The sequence below is a fragment of the Moraxella sp. Pampa genome, from assembly GCF_035181385.1.
Taxonomy (GTDB): Bacteria; Pseudomonadota; Gammaproteobacteria; order Pseudomonadales; family Moraxellaceae; genus Moraxella.
This window is the reverse complement of record NZ_JAXCJK010000003.1, coordinates 187,922-206,268: the sequence shown is the minus strand read 5'-3', so window position 1 is coordinate 206,268 and position 18,347 is coordinate 187,922. Positions and strand designations below refer to the sequence as shown.

Annotated in this window: 14 protein-coding genes; 8 read left to right on the top strand and 6 right to left on the bottom strand. The window is 40.4% G+C overall.

The features are described 5' to 3' along the window. Nucleotides 1-250: 250 nt before the first annotated feature. From R0123_RS07050 to R0123_RS07025, 6 genes are all read left to right on the top strand, one after another. Entirely contained in the window at nucleotides 251-1,411 is a 1,161-nt protein-coding gene (locus R0123_RS07050) for a D-alanyl-D-alanine carboxypeptidase family protein (RefSeq protein ID WP_323843551.1), read from the top strand. A gap of 144 nt (nucleotides 1,412-1,555) precedes the next feature. After that, nucleotides 1,556-2,560 carry a porphobilinogen synthase gene (gene hemB / locus R0123_RS07045; protein ID WP_323842046.1) on the top strand — a complete coding sequence of 335 codons (1,005 nt, stop codon included), beginning with the start codon at nucleotides 1,556-1,558 and terminating at the stop codon, nucleotides 2,558-2,560. 238 nt (nucleotides 2,561-2,798) lie between these two features. Further along, on the top strand, nucleotides 2,799-5,132 hold the full coding sequence (locus R0123_RS07040; protein ID WP_323842045.1) for an NADP-dependent malic enzyme: 2,334 nt from the start codon (nucleotides 2,799-2,801) through the stop codon (nucleotides 5,130-5,132). 116 nt (nucleotides 5,133-5,248) lie between these two features. Next, nucleotides 5,249-6,412, top strand: coding sequence for a tRNA nucleotidyltransferase (locus R0123_RS07035; protein ID WP_323843550.1), 1,164 nt, complete (start codon nucleotides 5,249-5,251; stop codon nucleotides 6,410-6,412). Nucleotides 6,413-6,425: 13 nt separating this feature from the next. Continuing rightward, nucleotides 6,426-7,199 carry a pteridine reductase gene (locus R0123_RS07030; protein WP_323842043.1) on the top strand — a complete coding sequence of 258 codons (774 nt, stop codon included), beginning with the start codon at nucleotides 6,426-6,428 and terminating at the stop codon, nucleotides 7,197-7,199. Nucleotides 7,200-7,561: 362 nt separating this feature from the next. Next, a complete protein-coding gene (locus R0123_RS07025; RefSeq protein ID WP_323842041.1) occupies nucleotides 7,562-8,953 on the top strand; it encodes an APC family permease in 1,392 nt (463 codons plus the stop codon). A 261-nt stretch (nucleotides 8,954-9,214) separates the two neighbouring features. On the opposite strand, the gene R0123_RS07020 is transcribed toward R0123_RS07025, so the two are convergent. Both R0123_RS07020 and ccmA read right to left on the bottom strand, forming a co-directional pair. Further along, nucleotides 9,215-9,889, bottom strand: a complete 675-nt coding sequence (locus R0123_RS07020; RefSeq protein ID WP_323843549.1) for a heme exporter protein CcmB — start codon at nucleotides 9,887-9,889, stop codon at nucleotides 9,215-9,217. Continuing rightward, nucleotides 9,886-10,521: a heme ABC exporter ATP-binding protein CcmA gene (ccmA, locus tag R0123_RS07015; protein WP_323843548.1), complete on the bottom strand. Its 636-nt coding sequence runs from the start codon at nucleotides 10,519-10,521 to the stop codon at nucleotides 9,886-9,888. Before ccmA ends, R0123_RS07020 begins: the two co-directional genes overlap by 4 nt. A gap of 141 nt (nucleotides 10,522-10,662) precedes the next feature. On the opposite strand from ccmA, the gene R0123_RS07010 reads away from it, so the two are divergent. After that, a complete protein-coding gene (locus tag R0123_RS07010; RefSeq protein ID WP_323842038.1) occupies nucleotides 10,663-11,295 on the top strand; it encodes a hypothetical protein in 633 nt (210 codons plus the stop codon). Nucleotides 11,296-11,321: 26 nt separating this feature from the next. Next, nucleotides 11,322-12,233, top strand: a complete 912-nt coding sequence (locus R0123_RS07005; RefSeq protein WP_323843547.1) for a histone deacetylase — start codon at nucleotides 11,322-11,324, stop codon at nucleotides 12,231-12,233. A gap of 545 nt (nucleotides 12,234-12,778) precedes the next feature. Here R0123_RS07005 and R0123_RS07000 read toward each other — a convergent pair. The 4 genes from R0123_RS07000 to R0123_RS06985 form a co-directional block, all read right to left on the bottom strand. Then, a complete protein-coding gene (locus R0123_RS07000) occupies nucleotides 12,779-13,537 on the bottom strand; it encodes a site-specific DNA-methyltransferase (RefSeq protein WP_323843546.1) in 759 nt (252 codons plus the stop codon). Nucleotides 13,538-13,597: 60 nt separating this feature from the next. Next, nucleotides 13,598-14,440 (bottom strand): type II restriction endonuclease, encoded by an 843-nt coding sequence (locus tag R0123_RS06995; protein WP_323843545.1) that lies wholly within the window; start codon nucleotides 14,438-14,440, stop codon nucleotides 13,598-13,600. Between the two features lie 3 nt (nucleotides 14,441-14,443). Beyond that, nucleotides 14,444-15,328, bottom strand: a complete 885-nt coding sequence (locus R0123_RS06990; protein WP_323843544.1) for a DNA adenine methylase — start codon at nucleotides 15,326-15,328, stop codon at nucleotides 14,444-14,446. A 72-nt stretch (nucleotides 15,329-15,400) separates the two neighbouring features. Further along, a complete protein-coding gene (locus tag R0123_RS06985; RefSeq protein WP_323843543.1) occupies nucleotides 15,401-18,247 on the bottom strand; it encodes a valine--tRNA ligase in 2,847 nt (948 codons plus the stop codon). Nucleotides 18,248-18,347 lie beyond the last annotated feature (100 nt).

Sequence of the window (18,347 nt, the reverse complement as noted above, 5' to 3'; positions counted from 1 at the left end):
GTCAATGGGGTGATACTGACTGTATTTTTATATTGTATGGCATTATTCAATATGATTGGTCAGTATTTTTTTAAAAGCTCATAAAAAAAGAGCAAAAAAATAAAAGCACACGCCATACGATGACAATCAATGACCACAATTTAAAATCCTTACAATTATTTTTTTAAAAATTCTCCCAAATGATTTAAAGCACACACAATTTTTGGTATAATTGCTCATTTTGTAATTTGATGCCATTAATGTGATGTTTATGATGAAACCATACTTTTTTTCACCCACTGTTCTTTTTGGTCTTACTATTTTTGGTACAAGCATCACCGCTCATGCCATCGCTCCAGCACCAGCACTGGACAACACTGCTTATATTTTGATGGACTATGACACAGGGGCAGTCTTGGCCCAAAAAAATGCCGATACACCACTCCCACCTGCATCACTCACCAAAATGATGACAAGCTACATACTTGAACAACAGCTGCTGTCTGGTGATCTAAAAGAAGACACACCCATTAAAATGAGCAAAACAGCATGGTGCCGTGGTTCTAGCACCCAATCTTGTATGTATGTGCCACTTGGTGAGGACGCTCGTGCCATTGATATCTTGCGTGGCATCATCATTCAATCAGGTAATGACGCATCGGTAGCATTTGCCGAGTACCTGTCTGGCTCTGAGACAGCGTTTGCCAGCGTGATGAACGACGAAGCAGCAAAACTTGGCATGACCAACACCACCTTTAAAAATGCCACAGGCATGCCTGCTGATGGTCATTTAGCAAGTGCCAAAGACCTAGCGACACTTGCTCGAGCCATCATCAAAAACAGCGAACAATACTACGCCATTTATGCCGAAAAAGAATTTACCTACAACAACATCAAACAGCAAAATCGCAACATTTTGCTACATACCGATCCTACCGTAGACGGACTAAAAACAGGACATACCTCTGAGGCAGGCTATCTACTTGCCGCATCATCAAATCGCAACAACTTACGCCTCATTGCCATCGTCATGGGTGCAAAAAGTATGGACGACCGAGCCAACCAAATGCGTGAGCTTTTAGGCTATGGCTATGGAAATTTTTCTAACACCATTCTTGCAACAAAAGGGCAGTCCATCGCCAAAGCTCCTGTGAAATTTGGTCAAATCAAAGAAGTTGATGCGGTGGCATTGCACGATTTAAAAGTTTTGACCAATAAAGACAACAAAGCGACACCAAGCACCATCATTCGCCTAAATGACAACATCACCGCCCCCATCAAGCAAGGTCAAGAATTGGGACAAATACTGGCAATGGTTGATGGCAAAGAAGTCGCCAAAACCCCAATAGTTGCCGCATCTGATGTGGCACAAGTAGGGCTATTTAGTCGCATTTGGCAAAGTGTGATTGATTGGTTTGCAAGCTTATTCTAAGTTTTCAAATTTTGTCAATGCTGGCAAAAACTCGTAAAAATTTGAAACAAAAAAGCCGACAATCTTAGGTTGGCTTTTTTATTTGATAAAAATTTGGTAAGATATGGCACGAATTTTAATATGTTTAATAATAAAGAGCAAAGCATGAGTAATTACACTTTCAACCGCCAATTCCCCTTAACTCGTCTACGCCGTATGCGTACCACCGATGGCATTCGTGAGATGGTTGCTGAAAGTCATCTAAAGCCTTGCCATCTGATCGCCCCTTTGTTTGTCATTGAGGGGCAAAACACAAGACAAAGCATCATGAGTATGCCCAATGTAGAACGACTTTCTATTGATTTGACCATTGATTATGTCAAACAGCTCTACCGTGAAGGCGTGCGTATGGTGGATATTTTTCCTGTCATCAATCCTACCTTAAAATCTCCAAATGGTGAAAATGCCTACCACGCTGATACACTTGCCGTGCGTGCAGTCAAAATGATTAAAGACGCTGTGCCTGAGATGATTGTCATGACCGACATTGCACTAGACCCCTACACCACGCATGGCCAAGACGGTATCATTGATGAGACAGGCTATGTGCTAAATGACATCACAACCGATGCACTCATCAAGCAAACTCTTGCTCATGCACAAGCAGGTGCTGATGTCGTCTCCCCATCAGACATGATGGACGGTCGCATTCGTGCCATGCGTGAAGTGCTTGAAGCTGATGGTCATTACAACACCGCCATCATGGCATATTCTGCTAAATACGCTTCAGCCTACTACGGACCGTTCCGTGATGCCGTTGGCAGCTCTGGCAATTTAAAAGGGCATAAAAAACAATACCAAATGGACCCTGCCAATCGAGCTGAGGCTCTGCACGAAGTTGCCTTAGACATTGCAGAAGGGGCGGATATGGTGATGGTAAAACCTGGACAACCCTATCTTGACATCGTGCGTGAAGTCAAAGACAACTTTGGTGTGCCCACTTTTGCCTATCAAGTTTCTGGTGAATATGCCATGCACATGGCAGCAATACAAAATGGCTGGCTGACCGAAGCGGTCATTTTAGAAAGCCTGATCGGTTTTCGCCGAGCAGGTTGTGATGGTATCTTGACTTACTTTGCCCTAAAAGCAAGCAGAATGTTAAATGATTAAAATGTAAAATACAAATCCCTTAATAAACAATCAACCAAACCGCTTTTTTGGAGGTGGTTTGGACCTTACCATCATCTTTTTATACTTAATTTTTTTATTATCCACTTAAAAACACGCACCAATCAAAACCTAGCACCGACCCCAAAATCATGTTAGAATAGGATAACTTTTTTTAATCAAAGACTTTTGGCGTCAATTTAGCCCATTTGGTCTTATTCTTCACCTAACGGTACTTCTCATGACACAAGTTTCAAACCAACAAAAAACAGATGATACAGCTTTTCAATCTGATATTGATGCTCAGCGTCAGCAATTTGAGCAAAACGCCCTACATTATCACGAACACCCCAGACCTGGCAAAATTTCTGTAACTCCCACCAAACAAATTGCCAACCAGCGAGATTTGGCACTTGCCTATTCGCCAGGGGTTGCTGTACCTTGTCTTGAAATTGAAAAAGACCCCAAACTTGCCGCCAAATACACCGCTCGTAGCAACCTTGTTGGTGTCATTACCAATGGTACAGCTGTGCTTGGCTTGGGCAATATTGGTGCATTGGCGTCTAAGCCTGTCATGGAAGGTAAAGGCGTCTTGTTTAAAAAATTTGCTGGCATTGATGTATTTGACATAGAAATCAGCGAAACCGATCCAGATAAATTCATTGAGACAGTCGCAAGTTTGGAACCAACCTTTGGTGGTATTAACCTAGAAGACATCAAAGCACCAGAATGCTTTCATATTGAGCGTGAACTTCGTCGTCGCATGAATATTCCTGTGTTTCATGACGATCAACACGGCACAGCGATCATCTCGGCAGCAGCCTTGCTGAATGCCTTGCAATTAAATGGTAAAAAAATTGATGAAATCACCTTAGTATGCTCGGGTGCAGGTGCAGCCGCCATCTCATGCCTTGATTTGGCTGTCGCTCTTGGTGTCAAAAAAGAAAATATCTATGTACTAGATTCCAAAGGCGTAGTAACCACCGCTCGTAAAAACCTTGATGAGTCCAAGGCTCGTTTTGCTCGTGATACCGATAAAACCACACTGGCGGAGGTCATGGTGGGTGCTGATGTATTCTTGGGTCTATCAGGGCCAGGCGTGGTATCGCAAGACATGGTACGCTCAATGGCCAAAGACCCAATCATCTTTGCATTAGCCAACCCAACCCCAGAAATCATGCCAGAGCTTGCTCATGCGGTGCGTTCAGATGTCATCATGGCAACAGGTCGCTCGGACTACCCCAATCAAGTCAATAATGCCCTATGCTTTCCTTACATTTTCCGTGGTGCACTTGATGTAGGGGCAACGGTTGTCAACGAGGAAATGAAGCTGGCTTGCGTACACGCAATTGCGGCCATGGCACACACCGAATCAGCCGACCTAGATGCCGATGGCAAATCTGCCAAATCCTTTGGCCGAGATTACCTGATTCCTGGACCGCTAGAACCAAATCTCATCTTAGAAATCGCTCCTGCTGTGGCAAAAGCAGCGATGAGCACTGGTGTAGCGACTTTGCCAATTGAAGATTTTAATGCCTATCGTCAAAAGCTGTCTGAATTTGTGTACAATACCGCCCTTGCGATGAAGCCTGTTTTCAATAAGGCCAAGCATGATCCCAAACGCATTGTTTACGCTGAAGGTGAGGACATAAATGTTCTGCGTGCAGTACAAGTCGTTGTGGACGAACAGATTGCCAAACCAATTCTCATTGGCCGACCCAATGTCATCAATGATGAGATTAAATCATTAGGTCTTCGCTTGGTTGATGGCAAAAACATCACCATCATCGATCCAAACAACAACCCACGCTATGATGCTTATTGCGAACATTATTACAAAGAAAACCAAAGAAACGGGGTCAGTCTTGAGCTTGCACGCCGTGATGTGCGTCGCAAAACCACCCTGCATGCCTCTCTTATGGTAGAGCTTGGTGATGCTGATGGTCTGATTTGTGGCACATTTGGCTTTTATCATTTGCACCTAAAATACTTAAACCAAGTCATTGGCAAGCGTGATGGCGTTACTAATTTTTATGCCATGAATGCCGTACTCATGCAAAACCGTAACCTATTCATCGCTGACACCTATATCAACGATGAGCCAACAGCAGAAGAATTGGCAGAGATGACCGTCATGGCAGCAGCGACTGTGCGTCGTTTTGGCATCACGCCACGGGTTGCTCTTTTATCGCACTCCAACTTTGGCACATCAGACAAAGAATCAGCGATTAAAATGCGTAAAGTTCATGACATTTTAATCAAAATGAAAGTGGACTTTGAGTTTGATGGTGAAATGCACGGTGATGTGGCATTAGATGAGCGTATGCGTCAGCAAAACTACCCATTTAGCACGCTCACAGGTTCGGCAAACTTGCTGATTTTACCAACCTTAGATGCCGCAAACATTGCCTTTAATCTGCTAAAAACTGCCACAGGTTCGGCAGCACTTGGTCCTATTTTACTGGGTGCAGACAAACCTGTACACATCTTGACACCATCAGCCACTGCGCGTCGTATTGTTAACATGACTGCATTGGCCGTAACTGATGTACAAGACGCCCAAAAAACCAACTGATTTATTCATGGTTTTTTATTCATGTTTTTTTACAAGGACCCTTTCCATAGGGTCTTTTTTTTATGTCAAAAAAACAGTACAATCAAATAAATTCTTAACATCATAAAAAAAATGCGATGAAAGTATATTTGGTTGGCGGTGCAGTACGAGATGGCTTATTGGGACTACCTGTTTACGACAAGGATTTTGTTGTCGTGGGTTTAGATTCTGATAAGATGAAACAACTGGGCTTTGCTCAAGTTGGAGTAGATTTTCCTGTATTTTTACACCCCAATACCCATTTTGAATACGCCCTTGCCAGAGTTGAGCGAAAAAATGGGGAGGGCCATCAAGACTTTATCACCCAAACAAAAGGTGTTACATTGGCCGATGATTTATTAAGACGAGACCTAACCATTAATGCCCTTGCCATTGAAGTTGGTGGATTATTTGATGAAACACCAACCACAGGACAAGTCATAGATTTTTATGGCGGCATACAAGACCTACGCAACAAAACCTTGCGACACATTTCAGAGGCATTTGGCGAAGACCCTCTTCGTATCTTAAGAACAGTGCGGTTTTTGGCAAGATTTTATAATTTAGGCTTTAAAATTGCCAGCGAAACCATACAGCTCATGCAAAGCATGGCAAAAAACGGCGAGCTATCACATTTAAGCCGTGAACGCCTATGGACAGAAAGCGTCAAAGCCATGGAAAATGGCACAGCACATTATTATTGGCAACACTTAAAAGAGCTTGAAATCTTGGCGTATTTTTTGACCCAATTAGATGAATGCTGGCAAAACCAAATGACTTTTGATGCAGTCATCAACCAGTTAAAACTTGCCAAACATGAGAATATTGCCGTACAATTTGCCGTTTTGTGTGGCGGTTATTTGGGCGATGAAAAATCACAAAACACACTGATTAAAACCACAGCCCACGCCCTAAATGCACCAAAATACCCCATACACATTGCCCAACTATTGAGTGAGTTTTATCAAATTTTTAACGACAAACCAAAAGCAGATGATATCATCAAATTACTAGGAAAAACCAAGGCACATCAGGGGAATACACAGGCTCTAGATGATGTCTTAACTGCCATTTTTATCACAAACAAAGACACTGCGATAAGTAAGTTGTCAGCTGATATGCTATTAAAAAATTGCATCTCTGTTTACAAAAGCATCGGTATTGACGACATCAATAAAAATTTAAAAGGTAGGGAAATTGGGCTTGCTCTGACCGCCGTAAGAGAGCAAAAAATTGACAAATTATTACAAAAACTTCAATAATAAGGGTATCATGATGAATAAAGTTGCACTCATTACAGGCGGTGCACGGCGTATTGGGCGTGCCATCAGCCAAGCTTTGCACAAGCAAGGTTTTGATGTGATTATCCATTGTCATCACAGTCAAGCAGAGGCATACAATCTGGCACATGAACTGAACAGCATTCGTCCCAACTCAGCCAAAACCATACAAGCATCGCTTAGTCTTGCAGACAATCAAGACGCCCTTTATGCTTTTAAAAATCAAGTATTAATGCAGTTTGGCAGGCTTGATTTATTGATACATAATGCATCAAGTTTTTATCCTAGTGATTTGGACGGTTGTTCATTTAGTCAGTTATATCAGCACTGGGACGATTTGTTCTTAACCAATGCCAAGGCACCGTTATTTTTAAGTCTTGCTTTTAAAGATGAGCTTGCCATCAATAATGGCAGTATTATCAGCCTACTTGACATTCATGCACGAGACAAACCCTTTGTTGGCTATCCCATTTACAATATGGCAAAGTCGGCTCACTTAGGCATGGTACAATCGCTTGCCTTGGAGCTGTCCCCCAATGTGCGTGTCAATGGCATATCACCTGGGGTCAATATTTTTCCTGATGATGATCAAAATTCATCACTAAATTCATCAACCAAAGATGCCCTTACCCAATCTGTTCCTTTGGGCAGAATTGGCACGCCAGCTGACATCGCTCAGGCAGTTGTTTTTTTAACCAGCTCATCTTACATCACAGGGCAGGTCTTGGCGGTAGATGGAGGCCGAAGTTTGACTTTAAGGGGCGGGTGATGCTAAAAAAACATCAATAAACTTGTAATGACATAAGATAATCAGAACATACAATACAAAAAAGTTACAAAATTATTGCTATTTGTGATTATTTTTTGGCAAATAAGGCTGACAAGGGGTAATTTTTGCGGTAAAATACGCCCCTTATTTTCGTTAAAAAAATACCCCAAATGATCCGTTAGGGTTTTTGGGTTTTATTTTATACAATTATTGGAGTTGATAGCTTAATCAAATCTCAAACACGCCCGATAACAGATTTTTGCAAATTTGCAATCTGCCAAAAGTAAGTTTGATAACAGTATTAGCACCCCAACGCCTTTTCTCTGTTTTGCGTTTACGCACGCTTTTTGGAGGACTCACCGTTGAGTACACCTGTTACCCCTATTGCCCAAGCCGCTAAATTACGGCGAAATCTTGGCTTATGGCACGTCATCATTATTGGTTTGGCTTATATCCAACCGATGACACTTCTTGATACTTTTGGTATGGTATCCCGTGATAGCGTGGGCCATGTACCAACTTCTTATATCTTTGCCCTGTTGGCGGTGATTTTAACATCATTCAGTTATGGTCATATGATTCGTGCCTACCCTTCATCAGGATCGGCCTATACCTACACTCAAAAATCCATCAACCCATCTATGGGCTTTATGGTTGGTTGGTCAAGTTGGCTTGATTACCTACTATCACCGATGGTAAACATCATTCTTGCTGTACTTTATCTTGAAGCCTTATTCCCAAATGTAAACCATTGGGTGTGGGTCATTGGGCTTACAGCACTCATGACAGGCGTGAACTTATTTGGTTCGAAAGTTGTGGCATATTTTAACAGCTGGATTGTATTGGTACAGCTACTGATCATTGGCGTGTTTGTTTATTTGATCTATAGCAAGCTACAAATGGGCATTTATGCTGATGGTACGCTAGATGCTGACAAATATGCCCTATGGAGCTTAGAGCCATTTTGGAATCAGATGACCTCAGTGGGTGCATTGATTACCGGTGCTACCATCTTATGTTTCTCATTCACAGGTTTTGATTCACTATCTAGCCTTGCTGAAGAGACCAAAGATGTCAAAAACACCCTACCAAAAGCAATGGTGTTAACTTCACTCATCGCTGGTGCGGTATTCATCGCAAGTACCTATTTTATGCAAACTTTCTTCCCAAGCGAGCCATCAATCTACTTTGACGCAGTGGACGAGACACAGGCAGAAATCTTATTGTTGGTTGGTGGTTCGGCATTCCAAGCCGTCATACTTGGTTTTGCGATTGTTACCGTCATGGCATCTGGCATCTCAGCACACGCTGGCGTATCTCGTTTGATGTATGTGATGGGTCGTGATGATGTCATCAGCAAAAATATTTTTGGCAAAATTCACCCCAAATTATTCACACCTGTCAACAATATCCTTATTGCAGGTGGTGTGGCATTGACCGCAGGCTTTATCAGCTTAGAAACAGTCGTAAACTTAATCAGCTTTGGTGCTTTGACCGCATTCAGCTTTGTCAATATTTCGGTATTGTTCCACTATGTATTCCGAAATAAACAATACAACACGCCAAAGCAAATGCTAAGCTATATTGTCGTGCCTGTACTGGGCTTTATCAGTGTATTTTTAATGTGGCTAGAAGTAGATAGCATCACCTTAAAAGTTGGCCTCTTCTGGGCAGCACTTGGCTTTATCTGGCTTGGCATCAAGACAGGTGGTTTCAAAAAACCTGTGCCACAATACAAAGAAGAAGATTTGTAATATCATCCACAAACAAAAAAACCTTGTCATTATTTGGCAAGGTTTTTTTATTAGATGATGAATGATGTCAATTCAAAGCAAAAAACCATTCATTTTTTCATTACAGAGCAAATGGTTTTTTTGATGAGTTAGCCAATTATCTTTTGGTATAAACAGATCTATTTTGACTATTTTGGGCTAAAACCACGCCAGTCATTCAATCGTATTAATTGACTACAAATAAAAGACTGCACATTTTTAATACATCTTATTACAGACAGTTTAATTTGACCACGCCATCTTTAAAATTTGTGCCACCACCCAAGGGGTGATGATGACTGAGATCATGCTGATTGCCCCAAGCAGAGCAAGCGTTGGTAGGGCATTGAGTCCTGTTGCATACAAATCTACCGCACCTGTTGCAAAAATCAACACAGGCAACTGCATCGGCAGAGCAACCAATGGCACAAGCACCGCCCCATTTTTTAAGCTCAAAGTCAAGCTACTGGCAATCGCAGAAAGCATGAGCATGAGCGGTGATCCAACAATAATGGAAAGCATGAGCATGAGCGTCTCATTGATAGGCATATTAAATAATGGCGTAGCAAGCAAGGACAATCCTGCCACAAAGCCTGCACTAAATAGCCAATGCACAAGCAAACGCGTAAAAACCCAAACAGATAAAGATGCGCCAGATGCCACAAGCTGTGCCAGCGTGCCATTATCCATGTCCATTTTAAATAAATCATCTACTCCCATCACCAACGACAGCAAGGTCGCAATCCACACCGCCGATGTCGCAAGGCGTAATAGCAACGCCGACTCACTACCTACAGCAAGCGGGAACAGCGTGATGATGATCAAAAAAATCATCAAGGGGAATAGCCACTGCACCGCACCTTGTCGCTTGATGTGCCATTCACGCACCAGCATGGTCTTAAAGGCATGGTTCATCATAATGCAAATCTCGCCAAATCCAACACTCTCGTCTTTATATTAATGGCCTGATGGCTGGTCATTAAAACCACCCCGCCCATATTAGCAAATTCACTGATTTGATTCTCAATGCACGCCACCATATCAACATCAAGTGCGGTTAATGGCTCATCAAGCAACCAAAAAGGTGAGTGATCAGGCGTCATAACAAACAGTCTTGCCAGCCCCACTCTACGCATTTGCCCTGCCGAAAGTTGCATACTTGACACATCATTAAGACCGTACAGACCTACCTGCTCAAGGGCAAAATTCACCAGATCACAATCGGCATTTACGCCGTACAAAGACAACAAAAAATGCAAATTTTGTGCAACCGTTAAGTTGCCACTGATGCCAAGTTGGTGAGAGATATAAACAGGGCGAACATTCTTTTGGTGGTAAATGACCCTCCCTACCATGATCGGCAAAAGCCCAGCAATCTGCGACAACAGTGTTGTTTTGCCCAATCCATTTTCACCAATCAAATGACAAACATCGCCAGCTTTTAGGGTTGCATTCACTCCCTGACACAGCACAAAATCCCCCCGTTGCACATCAACATTATCTAGTGTCACGATGTCATGCGTCATGAGCGATTGATCTAATACAGTCATTTTATCATTTTCCAAAAATATGATTCATAATACCAAAAAACACTCATAATCAAAACCAATTTATGCGATTTTAGGCGATTTACTTTGCATAATTTCCCCCTTTGGGCTACAATTTGAAAAAATAAGACGAACTGTATTGTCATGAAATTAATAGATAAGCTAAAAAACATCTTTGCCAATAATAAAACAACCTCTAACAGCGATACGCTCACCCCACCAAATAACCAACATCACAGCCCCCTAACAATGCACATCATGGCATGGCTAGATAGGCAAAATTGGCGTTATGAACACCGCAAGCCCGACAATAAAAATAAACAAACACATCACATTATTTTAAATTTTACAGACAATACATCTGACTGGACTTGTGTGTTTCGTATCAATGAAGGCAACCAGCTCATCTCAATGTTTGGCGTGCTACCTGATACCATACCGCCCAGTCATTTTGCACCCATGCTGATGAAAATCGCCCATACCAATACAAACATTGCTTTTGGTAGCCTTGAACTTGACCCCACCGATGGTGAGATACGCACCAAAATGTCAGTTGATGCCGAATTCAGCACACTCAGCGACAAATCACTTGGTTGCTATTTACAAGGAACTGCAGGCCTTGTTGAACTAGCACAGCGACTTTATGATGATGTGCTGAGCGAAGCTGAACCCAGTCCTTTTTGGCATGATTATCTGCCAGACATATCAGAATTACATGGCGATGGCACACAAGAATATGATGATGGGGTTTTTATGCCAACGCAAGTACACCAATAATTTTTTTGTATTTGACGATATCTACAATGTTTAAAGTCGCCCATCACCCCGCTTTTGCCCTAACCGTGCCAGATGGACATCGCTTTCCAATGGCAAAATATGAAATGTTGCCAAAAAAGCTGTTGGCAGATGGCATCATCACAGCTGATCAGTTGTTTACGCCAACAATGGCAAGTGTCAACGAAATTTTAACAACACACACCTTACAATATTGGCAAATGTTAGATTCTTGTACTTTACCTCCCAAAGAATGTCGCAAAATTGGCTTGCCCATGTCGCCTGACTTAATACAGCGTGAACGCTATGTCGTGGGAGCAACCATACAATGTGCTAAGTATGCTTTGGCAGACGGTATTAGTCTATCCACTTCAGGCGGTACGCACCATGCCTTTGCTGACCATGGTGAGGGATTTTGCGTACTTAATGATGTTTGCGTGGCAAGCCATGTCTTATTAAAAGAGAATCTTGCCAAACGCATTTTAATTGTTGATTTAGATGTTCATCAGGGCAACGGCAATGCATCTATCATGGCAGGCAACGATGATGTCTTTGTGATGAGTATGCACGGCGACAAAAACTATCCTTATCACAAACCCAAATCTGACTTAGATATTGGTTTGGCAGATAGTGTGGGTGATGATGAATATTTACCTGTTTTAAAATACCATTTACCCAAGGTACTTGATGAATTCGCCCCTGACTTTGTCTTTTATCAAGCAGGGGTAGATGTGCTGGCACAAGACAGGCTTGGACGGATCAGTTTAACGATGAATGGATTGTATGAAAGGGAAAAATTTGTGATAAATACCGCCCAACAAAGACAAATCCCAATAGCGATAGTGATGGGTGGTGGCTATGCCCCTGATGTTGATGTGATTGTAAAAGGACACAGTTTGGTATTTAAAGCCGCTCAGACCATCTTTAAACCACCTGCCTAATAAAACCCAATCAGATATTCTTGATACTTGCCATCGCCAATTTTAGCATAATCGCCCAATTAATATAAATTATATCAAAAGCAAAATTGGCTTTATGAAAAATTCTTTATGCCACTAATGTTAATTGCGGTAGGGCTCGGGTGTTTGGGATAGTAGATAATATTTTGGTTAAACTGGTATTTTCCTTTAATTGCCATTTCTATTGCATACTCTCCCAAACCATTGTTTTGCATTTGTCAATACGATAACAACCGTGTGTAATCTAATTTCTCGGCACACAGTTTATCAGTAGATTTTTGATGACTTGGCGAAGTCTTTAAAAAACTTTTAAAATATCCTATACGCAATTTTGCTTTTGGTAAGTGGATAAGTGTGGTTTGGTTTGTTTTTTGTGGTTTTAAAGTTTGGGGGTTGGGTTGTTTTTTTCTGTGTCGTCTTGATGACTATTGCAAGGTTTATGTAAATTATCAAATTTTAAACGATACCCCCCTGATTTTACATTTCGCAGGGGTATGGCGTAGTGTTTGGGGTGGTGAGAGAAGTAACTAAATTACACTAATCTGCTTGCGAATTTTTTGTTTAAATTCATATTTTAATTTAGGTGTAATCTCTTGATAACGCCTTTTTGACAACTCTAAAAACTCCAATTCTTGCTCAATACCGATATAATTTCTATCCAATAATACGCTTGCAATACCTGTTGTGCCAGAACCTGAAAATGGATCTAAAATCAAATCATCTTTTTGGGTTGATGATAAGATAATGCGAGATAAGAGTCCAAGCGGTTTTTGGGTGGGGTGCTTGCCTTGTGTTTTTTCCCAACTGCCAACCGCAGACAATCGCCATACATCTTTTTGTTGTTTATCACCATTTAATTTTTTCATCAGCTCATAATCAAAATAATGTGGTATCTTGGCATATTTTCTTGCCCAAATTATCCATTCGCTTGAATAAGTAAAATAACGACAAGAGAAATTAGGCGGTGGATTGGGCTTTTCCCAAGTTATCATATTTAAGATTTTAAAGTTATTTTCTTGTAATGTCCGACCGATACTAAAAATATTATGATGTGTACCACTTATCCAAATCGTACCGTTGTCTTTTAATAATTTTCTAGCTTGTCTTATCCATTCATTGTTAAAATTATCTATATTTTCAATATTATCATTTTTATCCCAATCACCTTTATTAACCGATTGAATAATGCCATTTTTAACAGTTAATCCACCATTGGATAAAAAATAAGGCGGATCGGCAAATATCATATCTATAGAACTATCATTAAAGTGCGACATAATATCCATGCAATTTCCTTGATAGATATTAAATGCCCTATCATTGCCAAAATAAGGGTGCAATCTCATTTACCAATCTCTTATAACACCTTCATTATTTAGTTGTTCAATAAAACTTGGCAAGGTAGATAAATTATAGACCGAAGGGATATGAATATAGGCTTCTTGAAGTTTATTTTTGGCGGTTTTCCAACCTTGACCATCGGTAATCCACACAAATTCATATTGCGGGTATTGGTTAATTTTAGGTGCAACATCGGTATAAGCTCTGGCAACTTCATTTAATTTTGAACCACCACTATTATAATAATTGGTTTCAATGACATAAGTTTTTATGTTTGTTTTGATGACAAAATCAAACTGCTTAACATCAGCTCCCAAACTTTCAATTTCTGTAAATATGGTATTTCTCACTTCTTTTTTATAATAAATATCTGCATTATCAAATAACAACTGAACCGCTTTTGACATATTATCTCCACCACGATTTTTACGAGCATTGGTATCCAATCCTACTTCAATACCAAATACATAATCCACCAAATTTTTGATATTTTTATCCATAAAAACATTGGCAAGCCCTGTATTTTTAAGGAACTCTATAATTTTATCTGCCGATTGAAGGTAACTATTTAATAGCACCACCTGACCTTGCTTATCTAAGGTTTTCTTTTGTTCTTTTTGTCTAACCGCAATCAATATTTCTAACACAGAAAAAGCGTTAGGACATTCTACATACAAATCATAAACAGCTTGTTTTAAGTCATCTTTTCCCAATAAATAATTCAGCTGATTTAATTTTATTTCAATTTGAGCAACATTATTTTTTACTTTATCAAAATCGGTAAAATAATCCAAAGTCGCATTTGTTTCTGACATACTATTTAAAAATTCATCAAACGCTAATTTCATTTTTTAAAATCCATTACTAACAATAATTTCATTGATTTTTTTACGACTACCACCACTTGCACCAATAGCACGATTGGCTTGTATTCTTTCAATCTTAAAATTCCGATACAATTCATCAAAAAAATCATCTGATGAATTGGTATTTTTTGGATCGGAATTACTTAATAAAAAATAATGACCCAATTTATCTATTTTTTTACAAAATTTCGCCAATCTTTTTTGCTCGTTATCATCAAATCCGCTATCAGAATAAGCAGTAAAACTTGCTGTATCACTAATCGGACGATAAGGCGGATCAAAATAAAATACACAAGGCAAATCATTGGGCAAATAAGGTAGAACCGATTCAAAATCTCCTGTTAATATTTGGGTGTTTTGTAGTTTTTTTGAAATATTTAAAATATTTTCTTTATCCACAAAATTTGGTTTTTTATAACTACCAATGGGAACGTTGAATTGATTATTTTTATTAACACGATATAAGCCATTAAAAGCAGATTTGTTTAAAAAGATAAATAACCCTGCCTGCTCAATATCATTACTGGTTCTTTGATTAAAAACATCTCGTTTGTGATAAAAATAAGGTTTTTTACTTTCTAGATCTGTTAATTTATCATAATCGTTTTGTATTTTTTTAAGATATTCTATCAAATCATTAGGGTTATTTTTAATCACTTGATAAACATTGATTAAATCGGCATTATAATCGTTGATGATTAGCCTTTTAAGATGTGGCAACTCTGACAATGCCCATAAAGACAACGCCCCACCGCCAACAAAAGGCTCTACCAAACAAAAATCTTGTGAATAAATATAATTAGGCAGGCGTTTTTGAATTTCATCAAGCAAAGAGGTTTTACCACCTGCCCATTTTACAAAAGGTTTCATTTATTTTTATTACCCTAATTAGTAACGGTAAGCAAATAGATCGGATAATGATCTATTTGCTTTTTTTTGAATTTATAAATTCTCAATCTCCCCCACACTCTCCCTAACCTTCCCAATCTGCCCTTCTAATTCCAAGCGTTTTACTTTTTCGGCTTCTACCACATTGGCAGGGGCTTTGGCAACAAAGGCTTCATTGGCAAGTTTGCTGTTGATTTGCTCGTATTGCTTGGTGAGTTTGTCCAGCTCTTTATTTAGGCGGTTAAGCTCCACTTTGGGGTCAATCAGCCCTTTCATTGGCACATACACCACCGCCTGCCCAATCACGCTTGATGACGACAAAGGGGCTTTGTCATTATCGCCCAAAAACGCCACACTTTGCACTTTGGCAAGGGCTTTAAATAATGGCTCAATTCTTTGGATTTGTGCTTTTTCATCGTCTTGTAGATTTTGTAGTAGCACAGGCAATTTGACGCTATTGCCCAAATTCATCTCACCACGAATATTTCGCACCGCCCCAATTAAGCCTTGTAACCACGCCATATCATTTTCGGCTTGCTCGTTAATACGACTTTCATTAGCGATTGGATACTGGGCAAGCATAATACTTTCGCCCCCACGCCCAATCATTGGGGCAATGGTTTGCCAAAGCTCTTCGCTGATAAATGGCATAATGGGGTGAACCAGCCTTAATGCCGTCTCCAATACCGATAATAATACAAAACGCACTTGGGCTTTTCGCTCATCGCTGACATTTGAGTCATTTAAGACAGGTTTGGTTAATTCCACATACCAATCGCAATATTCATTCCAAATAAAATCATAAATCGCCTGACTTGCCAAATCCAAACGATAAGTTTCAAAGGCCAATTTAACCGCTTGCTCACATTTTTGTAAACGGCTCATTATCCATTGTTCTGGCAATTCCCATAATTCTGGTTTTGCAGTTTGATGAATTTCTTTACCGTCCACATTCATCAAGACAAAGCGTGTGGCATTATAAATTTTATTACAAAAATTGCGATAACCTTCAATGCGTTTTAGGTCAAATTTAATGTCTCGCCCTGTATTTGCCAAAGCACAAAAAGTAAATCTTAGTGCATCTGTGCCATAGCTATTGATACCGTCTGGGAATTCTTTTTGTGTGGCTTTTTTGATTTTGTCGGCGTCTTTGGGATTCATTAAGCCTGTCGTGCGTTTGCCAATCAAACTTTCCAAATCAATGCCGTCAATCAAATCAATGGGGTCTAAGACATTGCCTTTTGATTTGCTCATTTTTGCCCCTTGTCCGTCTCGCACAAGCCCGTGTACATAGACGGTTTTAAAGGGTACTTGCGGTTTGCCGTTTTTGTCTTTGACAAAATGCAAAGTCATCATTATCATTCTGGCAACCCAAAAAAAGATAATGTCAAAACCTGTAACGAGTACCGAAGTGGGGTGAAAAGTTTGCAAAATTTGATTGTCAAAATCGCTTTCATCGCCTTTCCAACCAAGCGTTGAAAAAGTCCAAAGGGCTGATGAAAACCAAGTATCCAAAACATCATCATCTTGGCGTAAAGATATATCGCCTAAATTATATTTTTGGCGAACTTCATTTTCATCTCGCCCCACATAAAAATTGCCATTGTCATCATACCACGCAGGAATGCGATGCCCCCACCATAATTGGCGAGAAATACACCAATCTTTAATATCACGCATCCACGCCATATACATATTGGTATATTGTTCTGGCACAAATTGAATATCGCCATTTTCTACCGCTTTAATCGCAGGTTTGGCAAGTGTATCAATTTTGACATACCATTGGTCGGTGAGTAATGGCTCAATGACCACGCCACTTCTGTCGCCATAAGGGCGTTTTAATTCGTGGGGTTCAACTTTTTCTAAAAAGCCGTGTGTTTGTAAATCGTCAATAATTTTGGTGCGAGCTTCAAAACGGTCAAGCCCTTGATAATTAGACGGAGCATTTTCATTCATTGTGCCGTCCAAATTCATTAAATTGATAATCTCAATATCGTGGCGTTCGCCCACTTCATAGTCATTAAAATCGTGGGCAGGGGTAATTTTAACACAGCCTGTGCCAAATTCAGGGTCAGGATAAGGGTCAGCCAATACAGGAATGGTGCGGTCGGTCAGTGGCACTTCTACCATTTTACCTAAAAGGTGCGTGTAGCGTGTGTCATCAGGATGTACCGCCAAACAGCCGTCCGCCAAAATCGTCTCTGGACGAGTGGTGGCAATGTGCATATATTGACCGTCAAGGCTATTGCCATTGGCGTCCGTTTGCCCTTTGACAAAAGGATAGCGAACATGATACATAAAGCCTTTTTCATCACGATTTTCTACTTCTAAATCACTAATGGCGGTTTGCAGTTTAATATCCCAATTTACCAGCCGTTTTTTGCGATAAATTAGCCCTTCATCATACAGACGGACAAAGACTTCTTTGACCACATCGGATAAGTCATCGTCCATCGTAAAGCGTTCACGACTCCAATCCACGCTTGAACCCAAACGGCGAATTTGACGGGTAATTGTACCGCCTGATTCATTTTTCCATTCCCACACCTTGTCCAAAAACTTTTCACGACCCAAATCGTGTCGGCTAATCCCTTGCAAACCAAGCTGGCGTTCCACCACCATTTGCGTGGCGATGCCTGCGTGGTCAGTTCCGCCTTGCCACAAGACATTTTTGCCAAGCATTCTTTGGTGGCGAGTAAGTGCGTCCATAATGGCGTTGTTAAAGCCGTGCCCCATATGAAGCGAGCCTGTTACATTGGGCGGTGGTAGCACAATACAAAAAGCATCGTCTTTGTCGGTGGTGGCGTTAAAAAAACCTTGTGCTTCCCAGTGCTTGTACCATTTTTGTTCCAAGTCGGCAGGGTTGTAGGCGGTGGGTAGGTTGTCCAAAATGCTCATAATGCTCTCTTTTAGGATTTTTGGGTAAAAAATAGCCCTTATTTTAGCAAAAATAAGGGGGTAAAAACAGTTTTTAATGATTTTAAATGGCTTTTTTATT

Bases quoted from the DNA above. Each gene is read 5' to 3' on its own strand.
- R0123_RS07030 (WP_323842043.1), top strand. From the start codon at position 6,426: ATGAATAAAGTTGCACTCATTACAGGCGGTGCACGGCGTATTGGGCGT.
- R0123_RS07050 (WP_323843551.1), top strand. From the start codon at position 251: ATGATGAAACCATACTTTTTTTCACCCACTGTTCTTTTTGGTCTTACT.
- R0123_RS06990 (WP_323843544.1), bottom strand. From the start codon at position 15,328: ATGAAACCTTTTGTAAAATGGGCAGGTGGTAAAACCTCTTTGCTTGAT.
- R0123_RS07010 (WP_323842038.1), top strand. From the start codon at position 10,663: ATGAAATTAATAGATAAGCTAAAAAACATCTTTGCCAATAATAAAACA.
- R0123_RS06995 (WP_323843545.1), bottom strand. From the start codon at position 14,440: ATGAAATTAGCGTTTGATGAATTTTTAAATAGTATGTCAGAAACAAAT.
- R0123_RS07000 (WP_323843546.1), bottom strand. From the start codon at position 13,537: ATGGATATTATGTCGCACTTTAATGATAGTTCTATAGATATGATATTT.
- R0123_RS06985 (WP_323843543.1), bottom strand. From the start codon at position 18,247: ATGAGCATTTTGGACAACCTACCCACCGCCTACAACCCTGCCGACTTG.
- ccmA (WP_323843548.1), bottom strand. From the start codon at position 10,521: ATGACTGTATTAGATCAATCGCTCATGACGCATGACATCGTGACACTA.
- R0123_RS07035 (WP_323843550.1), top strand. From the start codon at position 5,249: ATGAAAGTATATTTGGTTGGCGGTGCAGTACGAGATGGCTTATTGGGA.
- R0123_RS07005 (WP_323843547.1), top strand. From the start codon at position 11,322: ATGTTTAAAGTCGCCCATCACCCCGCTTTTGCCCTAACCGTGCCAGAT.
- R0123_RS07040 (WP_323842045.1), top strand. From the start codon at position 2,799: ATGACACAAGTTTCAAACCAACAAAAAACAGATGATACAGCTTTTCAA.
- hemB (WP_323842046.1), top strand. From the start codon at position 1,556: ATGAGTAATTACACTTTCAACCGCCAATTCCCCTTAACTCGTCTACGC.
- R0123_RS07020 (WP_323843549.1), bottom strand. From the start codon at position 9,889: ATGATGAACCATGCCTTTAAGACCATGCTGGTGCGTGAATGGCACATC.